The organism is Helicobacter cappadocius (genome assembly GCF_030688855.1).
GTDB classification, from domain to species: domain Bacteria; phylum Campylobacterota; class Campylobacteria; order Campylobacterales; family Helicobacteraceae; genus Helicobacter_J; species Helicobacter_J cappadocius.
Genome location: NZ_JAUYZK010000007.1, coordinates 64,299 through 87,903, shown reverse-complemented (window position 1 = coordinate 87,903; position 23,605 = coordinate 64,299). Strand labels below are relative to the sequence as shown.

General features: G+C 34.9%; 22 protein-coding genes. 17 read left to right on the top strand and 5 right to left on the bottom strand.

Annotated elements, in window-relative coordinates:
* Window positions 1-54 precede the first annotated feature (54 nt).
* From Q5I06_RS05790 to Q5I06_RS05775, 4 genes are read left to right on the top strand one after another with little or no spacing between them, the layout of a single operon-like run.
* Window positions 55-1,287 (top strand): TolC family protein, encoded by a 1,233-nt coding sequence (locus tag Q5I06_RS05790; RefSeq protein WP_305517137.1) that lies wholly within the window; start codon window positions 55-57, stop codon window positions 1,285-1,287.
* Window positions 1,287-2,342: an efflux RND transporter periplasmic adaptor subunit gene (locus tag Q5I06_RS05785; protein ID WP_305517138.1), complete on the top strand. Its 1,056-nt coding sequence runs from the start codon at window positions 1,287-1,289 to the stop codon at window positions 2,340-2,342. The genes Q5I06_RS05790 and Q5I06_RS05785 overlap by 1 nt, the downstream gene beginning before the upstream one ends.
* Entirely contained in the window at window positions 2,342-5,398 is a 3,057-nt protein-coding gene (locus Q5I06_RS05780; RefSeq protein WP_305517139.1) for an efflux RND transporter permease subunit, read from the top strand. The genes Q5I06_RS05785 and Q5I06_RS05780 overlap by 1 nt, the downstream gene beginning before the upstream one ends.
* 10 nt (window positions 5,399-5,408) lie before the next feature.
* Entirely contained in the window at window positions 5,409-5,693 is a 285-nt protein-coding gene (locus Q5I06_RS05775; protein WP_305517140.1) for a DUF3240 family protein, read from the top strand.
* A 43-nt stretch (window positions 5,694-5,736) separates the two neighbouring features.
* Here Q5I06_RS05775 and Q5I06_RS05770 read toward each other — a convergent pair whose 3' ends face one another.
* The 4 genes from Q5I06_RS05770 to panB form a co-directional block, all read right to left on the bottom strand.
* Window positions 5,737-6,177, bottom strand: a complete 441-nt coding sequence (locus tag Q5I06_RS05770) for a PH domain-containing protein (RefSeq protein WP_305517141.1) — start codon at window positions 6,175-6,177, stop codon at window positions 5,737-5,739.
* A 137-nt stretch (window positions 6,178-6,314) separates the two neighbouring features.
* On the bottom strand, window positions 6,315-8,777 hold the full coding sequence (locus Q5I06_RS05765; RefSeq protein ID WP_305517142.1) for an autotransporter family protein: 2,463 nt from the start codon (window positions 8,775-8,777) through the stop codon (window positions 6,315-6,317).
* Window positions 8,778-8,842: 65 nt separating this feature from the next.
* Window positions 8,843-9,871: a Holliday junction branch migration DNA helicase RuvB gene (ruvB, locus tag Q5I06_RS05760; protein ID WP_305517143.1), complete on the bottom strand. Its 1,029-nt coding sequence runs from the start codon at window positions 9,869-9,871 to the stop codon at window positions 8,843-8,845.
* A gap of 3 nt (window positions 9,872-9,874) precedes the next feature.
* Complete coding sequence (gene panB / locus Q5I06_RS05755; protein ID WP_305517144.1) at window positions 9,875-10,666, bottom strand: 3-methyl-2-oxobutanoate hydroxymethyltransferase; 792 nt, start codon at window positions 10,664-10,666, stop codon at window positions 9,875-9,877.
* A gap of 146 nt (window positions 10,667-10,812) precedes the next feature.
* On the opposite strand from panB, the gene Q5I06_RS05750 reads away from it, so the two are divergent.
* The 13 genes from Q5I06_RS05750 to Q5I06_RS05690 are packed head-to-tail and all read left to right on the top strand — an operon-like array spanning window position 10,813 to window position 22,412.
* Window positions 10,813-11,475, top strand: a complete 663-nt coding sequence (locus Q5I06_RS05750) for a hypothetical protein (RefSeq protein WP_305517145.1) — start codon at window positions 10,813-10,815, stop codon at window positions 11,473-11,475.
* A gap of 46 nt (window positions 11,476-11,521) precedes the next feature.
* Entirely contained in the window at window positions 11,522-12,115 is a 594-nt protein-coding gene (locus Q5I06_RS05745) for an outer membrane beta-barrel protein (protein ID WP_305517146.1), read from the top strand.
* Window positions 12,116-12,124: 9 nt separating this feature from the next.
* Entirely contained in the window at window positions 12,125-13,117 is a 993-nt protein-coding gene (locus Q5I06_RS05740) for an outer membrane beta-barrel protein (protein WP_305517147.1), read from the top strand.
* A 55-nt stretch (window positions 13,118-13,172) separates the two neighbouring features.
* Window positions 13,173-14,450, top strand: coding sequence for a 3-isopropylmalate dehydratase large subunit (locus tag Q5I06_RS05735; protein WP_305517148.1), 1,278 nt, complete (start codon window positions 13,173-13,175; stop codon window positions 14,448-14,450).
* An 8-nt stretch (window positions 14,451-14,458) separates the two neighbouring features.
* A complete protein-coding gene (locus Q5I06_RS05730) occupies window positions 14,459-15,883 on the top strand; it encodes a M23 family metallopeptidase (RefSeq protein WP_305517149.1) in 1,425 nt (474 codons plus the stop codon).
* Window positions 15,855-16,409 (top strand): septum site-determining protein MinC, encoded by a 555-nt coding sequence (locus Q5I06_RS05725; RefSeq protein ID WP_305517150.1) that lies wholly within the window; start codon window positions 15,855-15,857, stop codon window positions 16,407-16,409. The genes Q5I06_RS05730 and Q5I06_RS05725 overlap by 29 nt, the downstream gene beginning before the upstream one ends.
* Window positions 16,406-17,299, top strand: coding sequence for a UDP-3-O-acyl-N-acetylglucosamine deacetylase (gene lpxC, locus Q5I06_RS05720; protein WP_305517151.1), 894 nt, complete (start codon window positions 16,406-16,408; stop codon window positions 17,297-17,299). Before Q5I06_RS05725 ends, lpxC begins: the two co-directional genes overlap by 4 nt.
* A gap of 3 nt (window positions 17,300-17,302) precedes the next feature.
* Window positions 17,303-17,785: a tRNA threonylcarbamoyladenosine biosynthesis protein TsaB gene (locus Q5I06_RS05715; protein ID WP_305517152.1), complete on the top strand. Its 483-nt coding sequence runs from the start codon at window positions 17,303-17,305 to the stop codon at window positions 17,783-17,785.
* A 33-nt stretch (window positions 17,786-17,818) separates the two neighbouring features.
* Window positions 17,819-18,703 (top strand): homoserine kinase, encoded by an 885-nt coding sequence (gene thrB, locus Q5I06_RS05710; protein ID WP_305517153.1) that lies wholly within the window; start codon window positions 17,819-17,821, stop codon window positions 18,701-18,703.
* Window positions 18,690-19,010 (top strand): DUF448 domain-containing protein, encoded by a 321-nt coding sequence (locus Q5I06_RS05705; RefSeq protein WP_305517154.1) that lies wholly within the window; start codon window positions 18,690-18,692, stop codon window positions 19,008-19,010. Before thrB ends, Q5I06_RS05705 begins: the two co-directional genes overlap by 14 nt.
* Window positions 18,992-21,601 carry a translation initiation factor IF-2 gene (infB, locus tag Q5I06_RS05700; protein ID WP_305517155.1) on the top strand — a complete coding sequence of 870 codons (2,610 nt, stop codon included), beginning with the start codon at window positions 18,992-18,994 and terminating at the stop codon, window positions 21,599-21,601. Before Q5I06_RS05705 ends, infB begins: the two co-directional genes overlap by 19 nt.
* 12 nt (window positions 21,602-21,613) lie before the next feature.
* Window positions 21,614-21,979: a 30S ribosome-binding factor RbfA gene (gene rbfA, locus Q5I06_RS05695; RefSeq protein ID WP_305517156.1), complete on the top strand. Its 366-nt coding sequence runs from the start codon at window positions 21,614-21,616 to the stop codon at window positions 21,977-21,979.
* On the top strand, window positions 21,972-22,412 hold the full coding sequence (locus tag Q5I06_RS05690) for a ribosome maturation factor RimP (RefSeq protein WP_305517157.1): 441 nt from the start codon (window positions 21,972-21,974) through the stop codon (window positions 22,410-22,412). The genes rbfA and Q5I06_RS05690 overlap by 8 nt, the downstream gene beginning before the upstream one ends.
* Window positions 22,413-22,898: 486 nt before the next feature.
* Here the strand turns inward: Q5I06_RS05690 and queC are convergent, their stop codons facing one another.
* Complete coding sequence (queC, locus tag Q5I06_RS05685) at window positions 22,899-23,585, bottom strand: 7-cyano-7-deazaguanine synthase QueC (protein ID WP_305517158.1); 687 nt, start codon at window positions 23,583-23,585, stop codon at window positions 22,899-22,901.
* Window positions 23,586-23,605: the final 20 nt, after the last annotated feature.

The window sequence follows — 23,605 nt, the reverse complement described above, 5'->3', positions numbered from 1 at the left end:
AGAAATGTTGTTTAATATAACCAATATTTTAAGAAATTTTATTTTGAGGTCGCGATGCGTTTATCGAAAATGTTTTTGTTTTTTTGTGTGATGATGAGTATTGTAAGTGGAAGGGAGATAAGTTTGGAAGAATTCCTCAAAGCTGTGGAGAGAAATTCTATAGAACTCATCGGCAACAAAGCTCAGTATCAAAGTCAATTAGAAAATCAAAAGTCTCTACTTTCTTGGGATTATCCATATGTTGAAACAGATATATCGGTTGTAAAAAACTCGCAAGGTCGCAATGAACCTCAAACAACAGCACTTTTAATGATTACGCCTAAGTTACCTTGGGTAAGTTCAATGTTGCGTCAAAGTCTGAATATAAAAACCATCCAATACAAAAAATCCTATGAACTCAGAAAAAATCTTGCTTTCATCGCCGCTAAACGATTATATCTTACTTATTCCATCACTAAGGAAAAGTATAATATTTACATACAACGTGAAAATAACTATCGATCGCAATTAGATATTGCAAAACAAAAGCTAGATGCAGGGAGTATGTCTAAAAAAGACTATATTAATTTTAGAAATTCTTATTTAGAGGCAAAACTTGCTAAAACAAATGTAAAATCAACGCTTGTGAATTTAGAAAAAACCATTGATACTCTTATAGGAGAATACTCTCGTGATAATACAGGTTTAGATTCTGATATTGAAGTATCTGGACTCAGTTTTGAGTATGTAAATATTCAAAATCACATTGTGAATAAGATCCTTGATGAGTCCTTGTATGTGGAAATCATTGATTTGTTGGCAAAAGACTATCAGACTAATGCTAAACTTGCTAATAGGGACAGGTTGAGTGCTTTAGAAATTGGAGCGGGGATAGAGAATGCGAATTCTTCTACAAATCTATCATTGAAGCTTCAAATTCCCCTACCTGTAACTCCCAAAAATACACATCTAAAAAGAAAATATATGGCACTTCAAAGTGGAGCATTATCACAGAGCGAAGTGACTAAACGCAACATTAGAATCAAGGCAGAATCTTATATGGAACAACTCAAAAATAAGCAACAATATATTGAAATCCAAAAAGAAAATATTCAAAATAAAAAATCTTTGATGGATATGGGAAAGATAGCTTATGATTCGCAAAAGATTGGATTGTTTGAATATTTAGCTTATCAAAACTCTTATATGGATTCACTCATCACACTCGCTGATGCGAAGATTGACTATATTGATACAGAAGCTTTGTTGGAGGAAACTTTAGGCAAGAGTCTTATAGGAGAAAAATAATGAAAAAATGGCTACTTATAATATCACTTGTATGTGTTGTTTGGGGATATGATGAGATAAAGATATCTCCTGAACAATTAGAAAAACTTGGTATTAGTGTTATTAAAATAGACAATGATGCTCCAACTAGAGGAATACCATTTAATGCTTATATTGATTTTAATGACAAGAGCTCCACGACACAAAGTTCAAGTTTTGAAGCAATAGTGGTAGCATTATACAAACGTGAAGGAGAAAGGGTAAAGGAAGGAGAAATAATTGATGAAATTAGTTCTCTTGATTTGAGTAATCTGTATTTTGAGCTTCAAAATACTCAAAACAAACTCAAAGTTGCCAAAGATATTACAAAAAAAGACAAAGAGCTTTATGAAAAAGGTGTGATTTCAAAAAGAGAATACCAAACTAGCTATCTTGCTAGCAACGAAATGGAGTTAAAAGTCAAGCAGATTGAATCTACATTTAGTCTATTTGGAATAGATCCTCTAAATCCAAAAGGAAAATATGGTTTTAGGGTCATTGCTAAGGATAGCGGAATACTTTCTGTGGCACCTAAAAAAACAGGAGAACGGATTCCTGCTTTTACGCCATATATTCGGATATCTCGCGATGATGACTTACTTGCTAGGATAAAACTTCCTGTGAGTGCTTCTGAATATATCAAAAAAGGTTCAGCTGTTTATAGCGAACAGGGCAAAAAAATCGGAGAAATTCAATCTATTTCTGTTGTTCTTGATAGGGCATCTAATACGATTTTAGCAACTGCATTGCTTACAACGGGCGATTTTAAAGTAGGAGAAATGACTGATGTTTATATTGATGGGGTTAAACCTAAACACTCTATTGCTATTCCCTCAGAAGCTATCATTAAAAATGGTAAAGATTATTTGATATTTTTAAAAACTAAAGATGGTTTTTTGCCAAAATCTGTAAAGGTTATCGAAGAGAGAGACAAACAGTTTCTTATCAGTGATGAGGGGTTGAAAGTGGGCGATGAAATCGCTTCAGGAGCCCTGATTGCATTGAAGGGAATCGTCAATAAAATAGGTGATGAATAATGTTAGCAAAAATCATTGAGTTTTCGTTACGACAGAGAGTTATAGTGGTTATTTGTGCATTTATTTTGCTATTTTTTGGAATTTATAGTTTTGTGTCTATTCCTATTGATGCCTTTCCTGACGTGTCTTCTACGCAAGTTAAGATTGTTTTAAAATCACCAGGTATGTCTCCTGAAGAAATGGAAAATCGTGTTGTAAAGCCTATAGAAATGGAGCTTTTGGGACTTCAGGGTCAAAAGTCTTTGCGCAGTACTTCCAAATACGCTATTGCCGATATTACAATTGATTTTGATGATAAAATCGATATTTATCTAGCTAGAAATATGGTGAATGAAAAACTTTCTATGGTTTTGCCAGATTTGCCAGATGAAGTACAAGGAGGGATTGCTCCTATTGTAACACCACTCTCGGATATGTTTATGTTCACCATTGATGGAGATTTGCCTGAGGTTCAAAAGCGTCAATTGCTTGATTTTGTGATTCGCCCAGCATTGCGTACGATAAAGGGTGTCGCGGATGTAAATTCTTTGGGTGGGTATTCTAGGGCTATTGTTGTGATGCCTAATTTTAACGATATGGCAAGGCTTGGGATTTCTATCACAGAACTTGAAGATATTTTAAAAGCAAATCTAAAAAATGATGGCGCAGGAAGAGTGGATAGAGATGGGGAAACTTTTTTGGTAAAAATACAAACGGCTGCACTCAATGAGGAGGATATCAAAAGTATTACTATTCCAACAAAGACAGGCTATATTCATATCGGTGATTTTTGTAATGTTGTTTCTAGCTATCGCACAAGGCTTGGATTTGTTACAAAAGATGGATTGGGTGAAACAACTGAAGGTCTAGTATTGTCTCTTAAGGGGGCAAATTCAAGAGATGCTATTGTTCAAGTGAAGCAAAAACTTGAAGAGATTAAACCTAGTTTGCCAAAAAATGTCAGTATCAATCCGTTTTATGATCGTTCCGAACTGACCAAAAAAGCTATAGATACCGTTTCTAAAGCATTGGTTGAGGCAATTGTATTGATAGTGATTACATTGTTCTTGTTTTTGGGTGATTTTAGGGCAGCGGTTGCTGTGAGTGTGATATTGCCACTTGCACTTTCAGTAGCATTTATTTTGATGAAAATTAATGGGATGAGTGCAAATTTGATGAGTTTGGGTGGCCTTACTATTGCTATAGGAATTTTAGTTGATTCTGCTGTTGTGGTGGTTGAAAATGCTTTTGAAAAACTAAGTTCGAATAAATCTATGACAAAACTCCACGCTCTTTATCGTTCTTGTAAAGAAATCTCTGTTTCTGTGGTGAGCGGGATTGTTATCATTATTGTCTTTTTTATCCCTATTGTTTCTTTGGAGGGCTTAGAAGGCAAGATGTTCCGTCCATTAGCTATGAGTATTGTATTTGCACTTTTAGGCTCACTTCTACTTTCTTTGACTGTTATTCCTGTTGTTAGTTCGATAGTTTTGAAGGCAAAAGAACATAAAGAAACTTTTTTGACGAGATTTTTTTACTATCTTTATAATCCAATGTTGGATTTTTCTTTAAAACATTCCAAAATAATGTTTATAGGTGCAGGTTTGTTCCTCATCGCAAGTTTTTCACTTTTTCCATTTGTTGGAAAGGCTTTTATGCCCACGCTTGATGAAGGTGATGTAGTTTTGACCATAGAAACCACGCCTTCTATTTCTCTTGAACAATCAAAAGATTTGATACTAAAAATAGAAAAAAAAATTCATCAAGATGTTTCAGAAGTTAAAACGATGGTTGCAAGAACAGGATCTGATGAACTTGGATTGGATTTAGGAGGACTCAATCAAACAGATATGTTCATTTCTTTTAAACCCAAAAAAGAATGGCAAGTCAAAGGAAAATCTGAATTGATTGCCAAAATCTCTCACTCTTTGGAGGACTTTAAAGGGATCAGTTTTATTTTTACACAACCTATTGATATGCGTATTTCTGAAATGCTCACAGGGACACGCGGGGATGTTGCTATTAAAATATTTGGCGATGATATTGATAAGCTCAATGAACTTAGCACTCAAATAGCAGATATAATCACCAAAATACCAGGTTCTAGCGAAGTATTTACCGCACTCAATGAAGGGGTGAATTATCTTTTTGTCTCTCCTGAACGTCACGCAATGGCAAATGTGGGTATCACTAGTGATGAGTTCGCAAAATTTATGAAATCTTCCCTTGAAGGAATTATGGTGGATTATATTCCTGCTGGATTTGCTAGAGTTCCTGTAATCATTCGTCAAAATCCTGAAATTTCTACAGATATTACCAAACTCAAAAGTCTTGAGATGGCTTCTGATAGAGATTATGCTGTTCCAATTACTTCCATCGCACATATTAGCGAAGTTGATGGACCAGTCAGTATTGTACGTGAGAATTCTCGTCGATTGAGTTTAGTACGTAGTAATGTTGAAGGTAGAGATCTTGGTGGTTTTGTAAATGAAATAAAAGCACAGATCGGAGAAAAAATAAAACTACCGCCAAATTATTTCATCACTTATGGAGGGCAATTTGAAAATCAGCAAAGAGCAAATGCCAAACTCGCTACTGTTATTCCTATCAGTATTTTGGTGATATTTTTTATTTTATTTTTTACATTTAAAAGCATTCCTTTAGCATTGCTTATTTTACTCAATATCCCTTTTGCTGTTACTGGAGGGTTGATTTCGCTCTTTGTTTCAGGGGAGTATATTTCCGTACCTGCTAGTGTGGGATTTATAGCTCTTTTTGGGATCGCAGTGCTTAATGGAGTCGTGATGATAGGGTATTTCAAAGAGCTTATCAAACAAGGAAAAAGCGTGGAGGAAACGGTGCTTATAGGTGCTAGAAGGAGATTAAGACCGGTTCTGATGACAGCATTTATAGCTGGATTGGGCTTGGTGCCAATGCTTCTAACACATGGAGTAGGATCAGAAGTACAGAAGCCCTTAGCGATTGTTGTGCTCGGTGGATTGGTAACTTCAAGTGCTCTTACTTTATTGCTTTTGCCACCTATGTTTAGGATACTTGCTAAGAAGATTAAACTTTAAGGAACGATGGATGAAGTTGATTGAAGTTTATATTGATGAACAATATAAAGATAATTTGGTAGATCTGCTTTTGGAAGATGGATTTGATGATTTTTATTACTTTTCTTGTCATAAATATGCGGCAACCTCGATGCTTTTGAGCGAAAAAGAGCAAGTAAGTGGAAGAAAGGATTATGGAGTTTTTAGGCTATTTGTGCAAGAAGATATTTCTATTTTGCTTATTCAAAAGCTTCAAAAAATCTTTAATAAAGATCAAATGAGAATTGTTTCTTATTCTTCGTTGAGCGAGATATAAAAGCTACATTATAGGGCTAGAATTTCTAGCCAGGTTTAAGCATTTATGCAGGATTACTTTTTTCTTGCAACAATGCTAATTCTTTCTTAAACCTAATGGGTTGTTTGATATATTTGATGGGTGCAGAAGAACTTCCTGTTCCTATCATTATAACTGTTCCATAACCTAGAATTCTGCCCAATATGCTTTGATTTAGTCGGATGCTTTCTACTTTATTGATTCTCAGCTCAACAGAGTCTCTTCTAATAAGCCCCCATTTTCCTACAACTGATTTTTCTGTTATCGCTAGTTCTGTAGTCCAGCGATAAATAATCGCATATACAAACCAAACAAAGCCTATAGTAATGAATACAATACCTGCCGTATCGTATTCATTAAAGAAACAACCGCCAAAACAAATCATCATAATAGGGTACACAAATATAATCCAATGAATTTTAGCCTCATAGACTAATTTTTCATTGATTGAATCTAAATATGCCATTTGAATCCTTTTTTTCTAAAAATTTAATTTTTTATTATAGCCCCCCCCCCTATTAATAAAAACTTAAATATTTTTATATTTATAAAGGAATGATTTGAGATTATGAAAAATTTTGGATAAGATTTGGAAGTGTCACTTCAAAACAAAAACTTCACTGACGCACTCCCTATGCTCATAAAAGTTTTGTTTGTAGAAGCACTGAGTGAGAGATTGAGGTTGATAAAAAGACTCTCATTGATAGGTATTTGTGCCCCTGTTAGAATATTGCCAAAGTGTTCTGCTGGTAGTGCAGATATATTTAGAGTGTTGCCTAGAAAAATAACTTCTGTATTCTTTTGGTTGTTATAAAAAGTGTATTGCATAGATGGGCGAATGAAAAAATATCCAGCATTTTGAAAATACTTGATGTATTCAACGCCTATTATGCCTCTTATCCACATTTCAGTACCAAAGAGGTATTGACTTGCTAGGGCATTTCCTTTTTCATTGACATGAGTATTGTGATTAATATTTGTAGCTAGTCCTATGTAGGGTTTGATAATATTGCTACTAAAATTAAATGGTATGCCTATTTGAAACAATCCATTAAAGGAATTTGTGTTATACCCGGCATTGTTTGAATAAATTTTGGACAATATGGAGATATCTTTGATGGACTTGGAGTTGGAGTAGTCATAGCCCAAGATAATATCTGTTTGAAAAATAGAAAAATTTGCTTGTCCATAGATTCCTATTTGGAGATTATCAGATTGGATTTTCACAACATCTAAGTCTAAGTCATTTTTGTTGTAGCCTACATAGCTACCTAAAAATAAGTTTTCGTTAATCAATTTATCATAACCGATATTTACACCATACCCATATCCATATCCGGATGTAATTTTTTGATACCCACCTAAAATGCTTATGTATATTGAATTTGTCAAGTCATTTTCTTTTGAGTATATAGAGGGTAATCCTGCATCGGTTCTATAGGTGGCTCTAGTATCTATAGAGTTGAGTGCGTATTTTGTAAGTGATTTGTTTGAGCTTAAAACAGAATGTGATCTAATCATTCTATTAAACACTTCTGATGATGAGGCTTGAAATCTTAGTTGTGAAAGATTGTTTTTATTATGAACAAATGTTTCCATGCCTGATTGTATATTTTTTGCTAGATTTTTTATCTGTATAGCACTTAGATTTTTGATGTCAAAATCATCAATGGGTTTTTTCTCATCAAAACCATCTATAATACCTTTTTCATTTTGGCTTATATCTGTGGTCTGAGAAATTATATCGCTCAAATCTCCCGAATAAGGAATTTCTTTAAAAGTTACTTCGAGTGTTTTTCCTTTATCTTCTACTAGAAGCTTATAAAATAAACTCACACTCCCATCTTCAGAAATAGCATCTTTTTCTCCCAATATAGAGTGATTGTATGCAAGAGAATCCGTTGCTTTGAGGAAAATATAAGAAGTATCGGTCTTTGCATTTCCTTTATATAGAAAAATATTGGCATTTGTAATTTCAATGCTTTTTGCATTGATGATTCCATATCCAGAGGTATTTCCACTGAAGTAAATATTTGTATTAGAATTGCTTATAAAACTCCCTGCTATATTGATTTGTCCTGTATTATTGAGATAGATGTCGCTGTAGCTTTTGTTTGTAAAGTTCCCGGCGATTTCTATGACCCCATTGTTGATAGCCTGTATTTTTGATCGGACAATATCTGAAATATTTGATTGCGATAGATGAGAACCTGCTCCTTGGCTTGTGAGGTTTTTTTGTATTTTTATATTTCCATCATCAGCGATGATATATCCAGCCCCGCTTCTATAACGTGTAGAACTAGAACCAAAAGCCTCGCCTACATCTCCTCCATTAAGAACATCTCCTCCATTGATAATCAAAGTTGCTTTAGAGTTTGACTTGAGGATAGAAATGGTATTTGTAGAGGTTTTACCATCTGCTTTTCCGCTAAAGCTGTATATATCATAAAGATAGCCAAAGTTTGACAAATAACCTGATTTGAGGTTAATCGTGCTTGTTCCTGAGTTTGTAGTTTCAAACACGCCATAAGCTCCAATTCCTTCTGCTGTGCGTCCATTGAATAAATAATTCGCATCAATCTCTAAAATTCCTCCATCGTTTAAAAATCCCATATTTCCCGAAGCTTTTATATTTATTGTTGGGAAATTTAAAGTTGTTCTTCCTCTATTAATAAGAATTCCTCCAGTGCTTGTAAATTCCGCACCAGTTGCTTGAAGAGAGGCATTTTTTGAAATATTTATAGAACTACCCATATCAGGAGCAAAATTTGTTGAGGTGTTTAATATGAGGTTTGAATTTTCTAATATATCGATACTGCCTCTATTGTAAAAGGTTTTTACCGCACTATTTACATTAACAGTAAGAGTTGAAGAAGCTGATCCGTTGGTTTTGTAGGTGAAGTTTTTGAGGTTATATAGGTTGTTTCCGCGTAAATCTGTTGTGCCATTAGCTTGGATAGTAAGACTGTCTCCACTGCTTAAAGCAGTAGTCCCCATAGGGAAATTTTCCCATTCTTGTGCAGATAGAAAATAAACAAAGCAAAGAGGTACAATAGACTTTCTCATTTATTGCTTCTAAAAATTTTTGATAATTCATTATATCATTTTTATTGAGCCAATTTTTATAAATCTTATAGTAATCCATTTTTATTAAGTTTCATATTAAGTAGTTCATAGGTTTTATGTGTTGCAATCCTACCTTTAGCAGTTCTTTCAAGATAGCTATTTGCGAGCAGATAAGGCTCGATAACATCTTCAATTGTGCCTTCATCTTCACTCATCGCAGCTGAGATAGTGTTAAGTCCAATCGGTCTTCCTCTAGATTCAGCGAGGATTTTCAAGTAACGTAAATCTAGTTCATCAAATCCAAATTCATTCACTCCAAGTTCATTTAAGGCGTATTTTGTTATTTCAAGATCAATTTCTTCTTTTTCGGCTACTTCGGCAAAATCACGAACTCTTCTTAAGAGTCTGAGGGTAATTCGAGGAGTTCCACGTGAACGAGCAGCAATTTCTTTTGCCCCATCATCACTGAGTGGTTTTCCTAGTTTGACACTTGCTTTTTGTGCGATAATTGCGAGTTCTTTTGTCTCATAAAACTGCAATCTAAAATTCATTCCAAATCTGTCTCTGAGTGGGTTGCTGAGCATCCCTGCTCTTGTGGTTGCTCCAATAAGTGTGAATTTTGCCAAATCAATCTTGACTGTTTGTGCAGCTGGTCCTGATCCAATAATAATATCAAGTCTATAATCTTCCATTGCAGGGTATAGAATTTCTTCAATAGCAGGGCTCAATCTGTGTATTTCATCAATAAATAGGATATCACCCTCACATAAATTAGTCATAATCGCTGCCAAATCCCCCGCTTTTTCTATCATGGGAGCTGCAGTTACTTTAATGCTTGTTCCCATTTCATTAGCGATGATATGGCTAAGTGTAGTTTTTCCAAGTCCAGGAGGACCAAAGAATAAGATATGATCTAAGCATTCCTGTCTTTTTCTGCTAGCTTGAATAAAAACTTTGAGATTTTTTTTTATCTTTTCTTGACCGATATATTCTTCCCAAAGTGTTGGACGGAGTGAATTTTCTGCACCTTCTTCAAAATCAAGTTTTTCAATGTCTATGATTCGATTATTTTCTTCTAAAGATATTTTTTCCACTTCCTATCCTTGATAACTTTCTTGCACAGAGGGAAAATTCCCATTTTTAACATCTTCTACATATTGTTGCAATGCAGTTTGAATAAGTGTGCTGCCCTCTAGGTATTTTCTGACAAATTTTGGTTTGAATTTTTCAAAAAACCCAAACATGTCGCTCCAAACAAGTATTTGACCATCGCAATTTATCCCGCTTCCTATTCCAATAGTGGGAATTTTGAGATTTTCAGTGATTTGAGTCGCAACACTGGTGTAAATTCCTTCCAAAACGATCATACATGCCCCCGCTTTTTCTAATGCTATAGCACAATCAATCAGCTCTTTTGCTTCTTGTGAGGTTTTGCCCTTGATTTTATATCCTCCTTGAGATCTGGCAAATTGTGGCATTAAACCAATATGCCCAATAACCGCAATTCCCTCACTTACCATATCAGAAATAATACCTGCTTTATGAATATCTCCTTCAATTTTTATAGCATCAGCTGAAGTTTTTTTGTAGATAGAGACAGCATTTTTAATAGCCATTTTTGAATTTTGATAGCTTCCAAATGGCATATCTGCGATGATAAAAGATTCTTTTGCACCCCTACAAACTGCTTTTGTGTGATAGATAATTTCATCTATACCCATACTTAGAGTATCTTCTTTTCCTCCAAAACTCATATTCAGGCTATCTCCTACTAAAATTATATCAACTTTAGAGTCAAACAAGCTTGAAAACAAAGCATCATAGGCAGTAATAGCAGTGATTTTTTCTATTTTCTTTTTTGCTTGTAGGTATTGAATGGTTTTTTTCATCAATTTATTCCTTTGTTGAAATTTTACAAAATATTATCAACGGAGTTTTTTTAAGAAAATTATTATAGAATTCTTTATATAAAAAAACGAAATTTTATAAAAAAATAGATAAAATCTTCGCAATCAGAGTTTAAAAGGTTCCTCAGATGCAACGAATCGGTATTTTACTATGTTTGTTTTTATTGGGGTTTGTTTATGGTCAAGATGATTTAAACTACAACTCCTTAGATCCGTCATATTATAAATATATGAAGCTTTATAATAAAACTAGTGATAAAGATATCAAAAAACTTATCAAAAATCTTGATGAGGCACATAAAAAAACAGGACTTTTTTTGGGCGTGAGTGGCGGATATTTTGCCAATGATGTTACAAGTAATGATGAGGGAAATTATTTGCTTGCATATGGAGCAAAATTTGGATATCAGACTTTCTTGCCATCATTGTTTGAGGGGATATTTTTGCCAAACTATGTGGGCAGACGCATATATGTGCAGTATATAGGCACAGTTGGAAAAGAAAAACCATTAGGAAAACTCGATTTTTCTAGTATTTTCTTAAACGGGGATATGATGATAGATGTTCCTGTTTTCAATGGCTTTGCAGCTGGGATGATTCTGGGCATAGGATTAGGGAGTATGACTTATAACTACAACGCAAACTCTGAATTTGGAGTGATGGTAAATGCTGGTTTTGGAATCACATTCTTTTCCCATAATCGACTTGAGCTTGAACTCAAACTTGTTACCAACAAAGATATTGATTGGATGGGAGCATTATTTATGGCGGGGTATCAGTATGTTTTCTAAAAAAATAATAGCAATTTGTTTGTTTGGTTTGATAGTAGGAAACTTTTTGAAGGCAGATGATGATGGGCTTGAAGATCAAAAAAGGCAAATATATATGCTCAAGGGACAGCTTTATGAGCAGCAACACAGGGCAGAACTAGCAGAAATTGCCAAACAAAAAAATGGCTTATTTTTGGGCGGTATTTTAGGTAGTATGACAGTTGATAGCCTTAGCTATGCAGATGTACATCCATTTGTTGCTGGAGTTAAGGTTGGGTATCAAAAGTATTTGAATTATATCGCTGGACTTAGATTTTATGGAGAATATATAGGCGGAAGCGATTTTGAAGAGATGATTTATCAGTTAGGAAGTGTGAATCTAGATCTTATTGCAGATATTCCCCTAGATAGTGATCAACGCTATTCTATAGGTTTTTTTGCTGGAGTAGGAATGGGATGGACATATTATTCTGATAGTGTTACTAAACCCGCTTTAGAACATTTTGGTCCTGTTGTGAATGTGGGTATAGCTGTTACCCTTGATCTTAGAAGTCGTATTGAGCTAGAGATGAAGATACCTCCACTCAAAATAAACGATTCGCAAAAATTCAAATTCTCAAGTACGAATTTGTATTTTGTGAGTTACAATTTTTTATTTTAAGGTGCTGATGTGAAAAAAATTATTTTTATTTTTGCGATGGCTGGATTAGGTTTAGCTTTTGCTAAAGCTGTGGAGGCTCAAAAAAGTAGTGATATTTTTAAAGACAAAATAATGCTATCAGCTTCAGATAGCGAGATACAATCTCTAAAAGATCAGATTATTAAAAATGGTGGTACGCCTATGGATTTTTCTCCTAACACCACATATACAAATACACATCATCCTTATGCTTCTGCTGAAAAAAAGAAAAAAATCCTAAGAGGATATACTGTTGCAGATGAAAAAAGTGGTTTATTTACAGGAATAAATCTAGGCTATGGTTCATTATATAATGATTATATTGATGGTTCTTATAATCAAAACAATACAACTATAGACACTTTAAAAAAACAAACCACAGGGGTTTTGAAATCCCCTCTTTTAACTCAAGCTAATCTCTATATGTTTGGAGGAAAATTTGGGTATCAGAAATTTTTCAACCCCTATTTCGGAGCTAGAATCTATGGAGAGGGTATGCTTTCTGGCGGACCCATGGCAGGAGATATTACCGATACAGAAAATGGCAATAAAATTGGAACGCTGATTTATATGTTAGGTTCTATGGATTTTGATCTGATGGTAGATATTCCCATAACACATTCTTATAAGCATTATGTTGGAGGCTACATTGGTTTGGGTGTTGGGGCGATGATCTTACTTGATAATGCTAATAAAGATCAGCTTAAATCTCTTTTGAAAGACACTAGCTATAGTAGCAATAATCTTTTATGGAATACTTTGCTTCAGGTTGATTATACATTCAATATGGGGCTTTCTTTTACTGTTAATACAAAAAATCGCATTGAAGTAGGTGCTAAGATTCCTTGGACATATTTGAGACTTGGGCTTGAAAGTCCCGCTACATACACAAATACTAGCGGGGATAGCAAAACATTAGTTTCCAAAGACATAGAATTCAAACGTTCTACGATTTGGACACTCAGTTATACTTATTTGTTCTAAAAGCAAAAAAATATAGTAGAATCTAGCCCGATATTATACATGAAAGGATGAAGCGATGGGACAAACAATCACTGAAAAAATATTCTCAGATCATTGTGGTCAGTCTGTGTATGCTGATGATATTGTTCAAACCGATATTGATATGATTATTGGAAATGATATTACCACACCTTTGTCTATAAAGGCATTTAGAAGTGCGGGTGCAAAAGCTCTAGCAAGACCAGATAATTTTTGTATTGTGATGGATCATTTTATCCCCGCTAAAGACATTGCTTCAGCAAATCAAGCTAGAATCAGTCGTGATTTTGTCAAAGAATTTGGATTGAAAAATTATTTTGACGAAAGAGATATGGGGATTGAACACGCCCTTTTGCCTGAAAAAGGATTGGTTGTTAGTGGAGATGTGATTATTGGTGCAGATTCTCATACTTGTACTCATGGTGCATTGGGAGCTTTTTCTACGGGCATGGGAAGTACGGATTTGGCATATGCGATGATTACTGGCAAAAACTGGTTCAAAGTTCCAAAATCCATAAAGGTCAAATTTATTGGCAAACCAACACAACACCTATATGGAAAAGATTTGATATTAGAAGTTATTAGGCAAATTGGAGTTGATGGTGCTTTGTATCAAGCACTTGAATTTTGCGGGGAAGGAATATCTCATCTAAGTATGGACGATCGTTTTTCATTGTGTAATATGGCGGTTGAAGCAGGGGCAAAAAATGGCATTATTGCCGCTGATGAAATCACCAAAGAATTTTTAAAATGCACACATCAGGCTAATGGAAAGCTTCGATCTGAACCCAAATATCATTATTCTGATGAAGATGCACAATATTCTAAAATTTTAGAAATCGACATAGGCAAACTTGAACCCATCGTTGCTTATCCATTTCTTCCTAGTAATGGTAAAAAAATCAGTGAAGCTATCAAAGATGAACTTAAGATCGATCAAGCCTTTATAGGTTCTTGCACTAATGGACGCTTGAGCGATTTAAAAATTGCAAGTGAAATCCTCAAAGGACATAAAGTGCATTCAGATGTTCGTTTGATTATAACACCTGGAACTCAAAAAATCTATAAACAAGCACAAGAACTAGGATATATAGATACTTTGATTGAAGCAGGAGCACTCGTTAGCAATCCTACTTGCGGTGCTTGTTTGGGTGGCTATATGGGAATCTTAGGCGATAATGAGAGATGTATTTCTACGACAAATAGAAACTTTGTTGGCAGAATGGGTGCTAGAAGCTCAGAAGTATATTTGGCAAACTCTGCTGTTGTTGCTATAAGTGCGATTAGAGGAAAAATATCAGATCCTAGAAAATAAGGTATAAAATGAAATTCAAGTCTTTTTTAAAATTGGTGATTTTGGCTGTCGTTATTGTAGGCGGGTATATGATTTATACATCAGATTTTTTTGAGAGTAAGCCACCTGCACTTGATGTTTATATGGTTCTTGACAAAAAATTTGTAAAAATAGACGAAAAAGCATATTGGAATCCTGAAAAAAAAATAGAGATTGCTGCAAAAGATGAGAGCGGTATCAAAGGTTACAAAGTTACTGCAAAAACTTCAGATGGGGTCTTGGTCGTTGATAAAGAAGTAGTGGTTTTAAAAAAGCCAAAAGAGAAAATTTTTGTCCTTCCAACTCCAGAAGTTAAACTTCCTGATGGTGCTAAAGTGCATTATGAAATTACGGTTACTGATTGGAGTAATTCACATTTTTTTAGCGGGAATAAAGCTATCAAAAAACTCGATCTCACTATTGATACTCAAGCCCCTCTTGTGAATGTCATTGCAAATTCTTATAAGATAAGTTATGGAGGGAGTGCATTACTTATTTTTAAAGTGATTGATAATAGTATTGAATCTATTAGTGTAAGCAATGGAACTAATGACTTCAAAGTTTTTCCTTTTATGAAACCAGGTTATTATGCAGTTATTTTGGCTTGGCCTGTGCAAAATACTTTTTTTAATGGAACTATCACTGTTTTAGATAAAGCTTATAACAAAAAAAGAGTCGCAATTCCTCTGATCAAGGATTTGAGCCCTAAGTACAGATATTCAAATATCAAAGTCAAAGATAATTTCCTCAATGGAAAGTTAAATGAACTCATAGATACCGTCGGAGAGAGATCTCCTGATAGCTTTGATAACAACAAAAATAAATTTAACTACATTAATGAAACTATCCGTAATAGAGATGAAGCATTAATATCAAAAGTTTCAAGCGATGTTGATTACACCTCCATGACTGAACCTATCGAGCTTAATGCCTTTCTTCCACTTAAAGGAAGTGTTGTTGTGGGGAGTTTTGGAGATCATCGTAGCTATTATTTGGGCAAAAAACTCATCAGTAAGTCTTTGCATTTAGGGCTTGATATTGCCAGTGTCAAAAATGCCCCTATTGTTTCTACAAACTCAGGCAAGGTGTTATTAACAGAACTTTTGGGTGTTTATGGAAATACGACCATTATTTATCACGGGTTTGGACTTTCTTCTTTATATTCTCATATGTCAAAATTTTCGCTCAAGCCCGGTGAAAATATCACTGCTGGTACGATTATAGGCTTTACAGGTCAGACAGGTTGGGCATTTGGAGATCATTTGCATTTAGGGTTATTGGTTCAGGGAAATCCTGTCAGAGATGTTGAATGGATGGATGCAAAATGGATAAAAGCAAATATTACAGATGTATTTATGAAAGCTAAAAATATAATCGAGGATGCAGGTGATCAAAACAAGACAGAAAAATATTAAAATCTTCGAATTTAGCGGAGGAGAAACTCAAGAATACATTGATTTTATTACAAAAAATTTTATTTTGCTCAAGGATTATTTGTTTGTTTTCAAGCATAAAATAGAAGCTGGGCTTGAATCTTTTTTAAATGAAATGAAAATAACCTATGTGGTAAATGAGACAGATTTTAAAGGTAGAGATGTTGAGGTATTGAAGGTATCAAACATCAAAACACAAGCAAAAATATATCAAAAAAATATCCGCAGTGGCGAAGAATTGGACTCTTCTGGAGATTTGATTTTTCTTGGAAATATTAATAATGGTGCGAAGATAACTACAGAGGGAAGCATTACTATCTTTGGAAAATGTGATGGGGTGATTGTGTGTCTAGGTGAATATATTATTTTGAGAAATGTGAATTCTGGTCATATTGTATTTCAGGGTGAAATCCTCTCTTTGAAAATGATAGAAAGGATAAATTCAAACGATTTTTTAAAAATAATTACAAAAGATGGCGATAATATATTGATAAAGGAAATAAAATGAGGCAGAGGACCATAGCAAAAAAAGTCGAACTCATAGGCATTGGATTGCATAAAGGTGTTCCTGTAAAGATGGTTTTAGAACCATTAGAGGCGAACAACGGAATCATTTTTTATCGTACTGATAAAGGCGTGAGCATTCCTATGAAAGCTGAAAATGTTGTGGATACGACAATGGCAACGGTTTTAGGAAAAGATGATGTAAAAATATCCACTATAGAACATTTGCTCTCAGCAATCAGTGCTTATGGCATTGATAACATTAAGATTTCAGTAGATAATGAAGAGATACCGATTATGGACGGGAGTTCTATAGGTTATTGTATGTTGCTAGATGAAGCTGGAATAGTTGAACTTGATGAAGTGAGAAAAATCATTCAAATCAAAAGACCCATTGAGATTAGAGATGGTGATAAATTTGTAAGGGTTGAACCTAGCAATCAAACCGTTTTTGATTTTGCTATTGATTTCAAGCATCAAGCCATCAAAGAGCAAAAATATAAATTTGTTTTTTCAAAACAGGCATACAAAGAAGAGATTGCACGAGCTAGAACATTTGGATTTTTGCACGAAGTGAATTATCTGCGTTCAAAAGGTCTTGCACAGGGCGGAAATTTGAGTAACTGCATCGTGCTAGATGAAAATGGTATATTAAACAAAGAAGGCCTCAGATACAAAGAAGAGTTTGTCAGACATAAAATCCTAGATGCTATTGGCGATATGGCTATTTTAGGGATGCCTTTGATGGGAAGCTATATATCTTTTGCAGGAAGCCACAAGCTAAACTCACTGCTTACGCAAAAAATTCTTTCTGATAGCAATGCTTATGAAGTGATTGCATTAGAAGATCAAAATACCGAAAAAATGTTTGAGTTTGCAAAAGCGGTTCAATAACTTATGAGTGATTTAAAGAAAGCTGATTTGATTCTTATTGGGGTGAGTTCTCCTATGATATGTGGAGTTTATGAAAATTTCCATTTAAAAAAGAGCTTTTCTTCTACTGCTAGAAGTGCAGATGCTATTTTAGAGGTTTTTAATCTAGCATTTGAATATTTGGAAATTTTCAATATGGAGTTAAGATCGATTTTTTATGCTAAAGGACCAGGTAGTTTTACTTCACTAAAACTTGTTCATATTTTTTTACAAACATTGTGTTTGGATAGAAATATCAAGCTTTATTCTGTAGATAGCTTTTATTTCAATCATAAATCCCCTATCAAAGCATTTGGAAACAAATATTTTATTAAAAATACTTCAGATGATATACATGTACAAGAAACTGATGAAAAAATCGATAATGTATTTTCTTTGCCATTTATTTTAGAGCCGAAACATTTTGATACTCAAAACATCCCACTATATATTTTGCCACCTCTTTAGGATATAATAGAATAAATTTTTTTTGGGAAATATATGATAATAAGTGTTCCTGCAACGAGTGCAAATCTAGGACCGGGTTTTGATTGTTTGGGTCTAAGTCTTGATTTTAGAAACCAATTCAGCATCACTCCTTCAAATTTTTCTAGTATTCAGATCATAGGAGAAGGTGAGGGACTAGCGAAGTTTTTGGTTGATAATATGTTTGTAAAAATATTTAAAAAAACCTTGCTTGATTTTGGAATACAAGGCAACGAATTTAGGTTTTTATTCAAAAATAAAATCCCTGTTTCTAGGGGTATGGGCAGTAGTTCTGCAGTGATTGTAGGTGCTATTAGTTCGGCATATCATTTTGCAAAAAAAGAAATAGATAAACAAAGCATTTTAAATGATGCCCTCATTTATGAATCCCATCCAGATAATATTACTCCTGCCGTATATGGTGGTTTTAATGTATGTGTAGTGGATCGAAAAAAAGTCTATCATCTAAAACAAGAAATTCCACAAATATTTAAGGCGGTGATGGTTGTTCCAAACCGTTCAATTTCTACAAAATATTCTAGGCAAACTTTGCCTAAGCGATACTCTGTGTCAGACAGTGTGTTTAATATTTCTAGATCCTCGATGATGAGCATGGCTTTTGCACAGGGAAAATGGGATGTTTTGACGTTAGCTAGTAGGGATAAATTCCATCAAGATAGACGAATGAAACAATTCCCCGTACTTTTTGCTGTGCAAAAAATAGCCTTAGCAAACGGGGCTTTGATGAGCACCCTCTCAGGCAGTGGTTCTTCTTTTTTCAATATGTGTTATGCTGATGATGCACAAAAATTGGCAAATATTTTTGAGAAGAAGTTTTCAAATTTTAGAGTTTTTGTTCTAGGGTTTGATAATCAAGGGGTTATGATTGAAGAAGAATGATTTTAATTTTGGTATAATTACAGAAAATTCAACAGATTTTAAAAAGTTCTCATCTCAAAATTCCGTTAGAATGTGCGTGTGTTGTCGCAAACGTTTTAGTCAAGATCAACTTCTTAGGCTTAAAGCAGACAATGCGAAGATAGTATTCTTTGATGGGAGTGGTAGAAGTTTTTATATATGTGAGGAGTGCATTGGCAGTGATAAAATCATAGGAAGTCTCATTAGAGTCAAAAACACCCCAAAAGACAAGAATATTATCAGAGAGCATATCAAGGAGATTAGAAATAAATGGCAAAAGTTAGATTAACAGAGATAGCAAATGAAGCAGGAAGGGCACCTAAAGAGGTATTAGAGAAGGCCAAAGAAATGGGGCTGAATGTGAAAGCGGCTTCAAGTGCTTTGAGCGAGGAAGAAGCCGCAAAATTATACGAATACATCACTACAGGCGTGAATAATTACATCCCTACTTCGTCAAAAACTTCCAAAACAACCAAAAAAACACAAGAAACCGATCAAATACAACCAAAAAAACCCACCAAAAAAGAAAACAAATCTCTCAAAGAAGCACCCAAAAAAGACGAACAAGAGACAAAAAAAGATGTGGTTATACAAGACAAAGAAGAAGCTATCATCAAAGAATCTATAGAAGAAAACACAGAAGTGCCAAAGATCGAATCTGTATCAGCAGAGGCTAGTGTTGCTAGAAGAACAGGAATTCGGATTGTTAAAAAAGGAAATTTTGATGAGATTGCCCCTAAAGCTACCTCGAAGAAGCATCAATATGCTCCCTCTGCTCAAGAAATGCTTGAAGAGATGCAAAGCGAACAAGATAAAACAACCAAAAAACCTAAAAAATCCGCCAAACCAAAGGCACAACAAAAACACAAAGAACAAAAAATTGATTTGCTTAGCGAGAGAGCTTTGGGCAATGTAGATGAATACGATGATGAACAAAATGAAATCATGCTTTTTGACCTGCATGAACAAGATATCAGAGATGAAGAAGAAGAAAATCAAGTCAAACAAGCTATTACAGATAGGATCAAAGTACATAAAAAAAATCCTTGGATGAGCGAAGGAAGTATCAAAAGAAGTATCAAAAGACGCAAACCTCCCAAACAAGACACCACGCTCAAAGTTGCACAAAGCGTTATCAGCATCCCTGAAGAAATTCGCGTATATGAGTTTGCTGATATTTCTGGTAGGAGTTTGGCAGAAGTTGTAAAAGTCTTGTTTAATCTAGGAATGATGGTAACCAAAAATGATTTTTTAGATAGAGATGCTATTGAAATACTCGCAGATGAATTTCAAATAGAAATTTCTATTCAAAATACTGTAGAAGAATTAGATTTTACTCAAACTCAAGATGAGAATGTGCAAAACCTAACTGAAAGACCCCCAGTTGTAACCATCATGGGGCATGTCGATCATGGAAAGACTTCTTTGCTTGATAAAATACGCAATGCACGAGTTGCGAGTGCAGAAGCAGGGGGGATCACCCAGCATATCGGGGCGTATATGGTGGAAAAAAATGGGAAAATGATTTCATTTATTGACACACCCGGACATGAAGCATTCACAGAAATGAGGAGCAGAGGGGCACAAGTTACAGATATCGTGATTGTTGTCATTGCTGCAGATGATGGGGTCAAGCAACAAACTATTGAGGCATTCAAACACGCCAAAGAAGCAGGAGTGCAAATCATTGTTGCTATGAATAAAATGGACAAAGAAAATGCAAATCCCGACAAGCTCAAAGCAGAATGCGCGGAGATCGGGTTCAATCCTATTGATTGGGGCGGAGAGTATGAATTTATTCCCGTTTCAGCAAAAACCGGAGATGGGATCGAAGAGCTTTTAGAAACTATTTTGATTCAAGCTGAGGTAATGGAACTCAAGGCAGATTCAAGCGTGAGTGCAAAAGCTGTTGTACTTGAAGGAAGCGTGGAGAAAGGACGAGGATCTGTAGCAACCATCATCGTCCAAAATGGTACATTAAGGCTAGGGGACTCTATTGTTGCTGGAGTTGCCTTTGGCAGAGTTAGGGCGTTGATAGATGATAGAGGCAGAAATATTAAAGAACTCCATCCTTCTGGCGTTGCCGTGGTTACAGGTCTATCAGAAGTCCCAAGTGCAGGATCTATTTTAATAAGTGTGCAGAGTGATTCAATAGCTAAAGAATACGCACAAAAAAGAGCCACTTATTTGCGTCAAAAAGAATTGAGCAAATCAACCAAGGTTTCTTTTGACGAACTTTCTGAAATGGTAGCAAAAGGACAGCTAAAATCTATCCCTATTATTATCAAAGCAGATACTCAAGGAAGTCTTGAGGCGATAAAATCTAGCTTAGAGAAACTCAATAACGATGAAGTAGAAGTCAATGTTATTTCGATGGGAGTGGGGGGTATTACAGAAAGTGATATTTCACTTGCCGCAGCTAGTAGCAATTCTATTATTTTGGGTTTCAATGTCAGACCCACAGGCACTGTGAAAATCAAAGCAAAAGAAATGGGTGTTGAGATAAAAACTTATTCCATTATTTATGCCTTGATAGATGATATGAAAGCTTTGGTATCAGGTTTGATGTCGCCAATTATCGAAGAGGAAAATACAGGCCAAGCAGAAGTGCGAGACACTTTTGTGATTTCAAAAGTGGGTACCATCGCAGGGTGTATGGTTACAGATGGTGTGATACAAAGAGGAATCAATATTCGTCTCATCAGAGATGGAGTGGTTATACACACTGGAACCATTGCATCACTCAAACGTTTCAAAGATGATGCAAAAGAAGTTTCAAAAGGCTATGAATGCGGCATTATGCTAGAAAAATACAACGATATTCGAGTTGGCGATGTTTTTGAAACTTACAAAGAAATTCAAAAAAACCAAATTATCTAAAAGAGATATCTAATGGAGAAATCTATCCATCTGCAACGTACCCAGTCTGTTTTAAAAGAAATGCTTCAAGAAGCTATTTCCGGATTGAGCGATACTAGGGTGAATTCCGCGAGTGTGGTTGAGGTTGTCTGCTCGAGGGGAAAATACAATGCAGATGTTTTTATTCACCCTGATTTTTATTCACCAGAAGAAAAAAAACAAGTCCTAAAAGGTCTAAAAAAAGCAGAAGGGGTTTTGAGAGAATATATTTTGAGTGTAAGTGGATGGTATAAATGCCCCAAGCTAAATTTTTGTTTTGATGAAACACTCCAGAAAACAAAAAACCTAGATGAGATTTTTAATCAAATCGCCAAAGAAAAAGAGGGAAAAAATGCTTAGCAAAGAAGTTGAAGATAAAATAGAAGCCATCATAGAGTCTGTGCAATGCTATCTTTATGACATCGCATTTTTGAAAGAAAATGACATGGATATTTTGAGAATAAGTATTTTAGCAAAAGACAAAAACACAACTTTGGACAAATGCCAAGAAGTAAGCGAACTCATTTCTCCGCTATTAGATGTATATGATCCTAGCAGTGGCAAATACACATTTGAAGTTAGCTCACCTGGGATCGAGCGAACTCTAAGAAATCCTAGAAATTTCAGGCTTTCTGTAGGTGAAGAAGTGCAGGTTAGAACTCAATCAAAAGACGAATTCACAGCAGTGATAAAAAGTGCAGATGAAGAGGGAGTGAGCTTTGAGATCAACAATAAAGAAAGCTATTACCCCTATAGCAACCTCAAAAAGGTGAAAACCATTTTTAGATGGTAAAAATGAACAATTACAAAAAATCCAATATAGAAAATATAACTCTTTAGAGATTCCAAACATGCCCCTCTTATAAAGATACCGCCATAGAGTATCTAGGCTCCATCCCCGCCCACTAGGGAGGTTAAAAAGCTGAAGTATGTTTTAGTCTAATCGTTGAGTCTGCTCCAAAAGAAAATAATGAAGAATTGCTTTCAATTTACACAGACATCGGTGTAAGACCTAGCCATAAATGCCCAAAACAAATACATCGCCTTGCTCAAAGAATACAAAAAAACAGCCTGATTAACGATGCAGTCATCGGGAAAATAAAGATAGCTTGAATAAATATAAACGATTAAGAAGCTTTGAGAGAAGAGTCTTGTCTTTAATATTTCTACCAAAACAAAAAACATTAAGTTTTTGTTTGAATAAGAGATCTATCTTTTATGTGAAAAACTTCTTTCAAATGCTGTTTTGTTTATGTGCTTATAACCATGCTTGTTAGGCTTATTGGATTTTCTGATATTTTTTTATAAATTCTTCATAGGCGTTTTTGCGTAAGATACAAGCATTGCATTCCCCACATCCATAACCCCAATCATAGAGGATTTCTCTATTTCCGTTATAGCAGGTGTGGGTGTCTTTGATGATTATATCTAGCACCCCTAGTTCTTTTGCGAGGTTGAATTCTTGAGCTTTGGTTGTTTTCATTAGGGGTGTGTGGATTTTGATGTTAGATTCTGATCCTAAATTTAGTGTGAGTTCGATGTTTTTGATAAAATAATCACGGCAGTCAGGATAGCCGCTGTAGTCTTGTTCAGATACTCCAAGTGCAATATTTTCTGCTCCTATTTTTTGGGCGAAACTATGGACAATCGTGATAAAAAGTGCGTTTCGATTAGGGACAAAGGAAGCTGGAAGAGTCTTGTTTGATTGGTGGGTGTCATTGACTGCTTGTGTGCTAGAAGACAAAAGGGCGGATTCTACGATGCTATCAAGGAAATCGATCTTGATAATATGCAGAGGAAGGTTCAGTTTTTGGGCGATGATTTTAGCTTGGGTGAGTTCTATTTTGTGTTTTTGATTGTAATCAAAACCTAGAAGAATTACTTGTTCAAATTGGGTTTTTGCCCATGCAGCAGTCGTGGTGCTATCTTGACCACCGCTAAAACTCACAACACATTTTTTTTGCATAGTTATCTCCTAGTAAAAAA

What these genes read in the sequence shown, in the direction of transcription:
- rbfA (WP_305517156.1), top strand. Translation starts at nt 21,614, where the DNA reads ATGGAGAAATCTATCCATCTGCAACGTACCCAGTCTGTTTTAAAAGAA.
- queC (WP_305517158.1), bottom strand. Translation starts at nt 23,585, where the DNA reads ATGCAAAAAAAATGTGTTGTGAGTTTTAGCGGTGGTCAAGATAGCACC.
- Q5I06_RS05690 (WP_305517157.1), top strand. Translation starts at nt 21,972, where the DNA reads ATGCTTAGCAAAGAAGTTGAAGATAAAATAGAAGCCATCATAGAGTCT.
- infB (WP_305517155.1), top strand. Translation starts at nt 18,992, where the DNA reads ATGGCAAAAGTTAGATTAACAGAGATAGCAAATGAAGCAGGAAGGGCA.
- Q5I06_RS05750 (WP_305517145.1), top strand. Translation starts at nt 10,813, where the DNA reads ATGCAACGAATCGGTATTTTACTATGTTTGTTTTTATTGGGGTTTGTT.
- Q5I06_RS05770 (WP_305517141.1), bottom strand. Translation starts at nt 6,177, where the DNA reads ATGGCATATTTAGATTCAATCAATGAAAAATTAGTCTATGAGGCTAAA.
- Q5I06_RS05765 (WP_305517142.1), bottom strand. Translation starts at nt 8,777, where the DNA reads ATGAGAAAGTCTATTGTACCTCTTTGCTTTGTTTATTTTCTATCTGCA.
- Q5I06_RS05780 (WP_305517139.1), top strand. Translation starts at nt 2,342, where the DNA reads ATGTTAGCAAAAATCATTGAGTTTTCGTTACGACAGAGAGTTATAGTG.
- Q5I06_RS05735 (WP_305517148.1), top strand. Translation starts at nt 13,173, where the DNA reads ATGGGACAAACAATCACTGAAAAAATATTCTCAGATCATTGTGGTCAG.
- Q5I06_RS05775 (WP_305517140.1), top strand. Translation starts at nt 5,409, where the DNA reads ATGAAGTTGATTGAAGTTTATATTGATGAACAATATAAAGATAATTTG.
- thrB (WP_305517153.1), top strand. Translation starts at nt 17,819, where the DNA reads ATGATAATAAGTGTTCCTGCAACGAGTGCAAATCTAGGACCGGGTTTT.
- Q5I06_RS05730 (WP_305517149.1), top strand. Translation starts at nt 14,459, where the DNA reads ATGAAATTCAAGTCTTTTTTAAAATTGGTGATTTTGGCTGTCGTTATT.
- Q5I06_RS05785 (WP_305517138.1), top strand. Translation starts at nt 1,287, where the DNA reads ATGAAAAAATGGCTACTTATAATATCACTTGTATGTGTTGTTTGGGGA.
- Q5I06_RS05790 (WP_305517137.1), top strand. Translation starts at nt 55, where the DNA reads ATGCGTTTATCGAAAATGTTTTTGTTTTTTTGTGTGATGATGAGTATT.
- panB (WP_305517144.1), bottom strand. Translation starts at nt 10,666, where the DNA reads ATGAAAAAAACCATTCAATACCTACAAGCAAAAAAGAAAATAGAAAAA.
- Q5I06_RS05715 (WP_305517152.1), top strand. Translation starts at nt 17,303, where the DNA reads ATGAGTGATTTAAAGAAAGCTGATTTGATTCTTATTGGGGTGAGTTCT.
- lpxC (WP_305517151.1), top strand. Translation starts at nt 16,406, where the DNA reads ATGAGGCAGAGGACCATAGCAAAAAAAGTCGAACTCATAGGCATTGGA.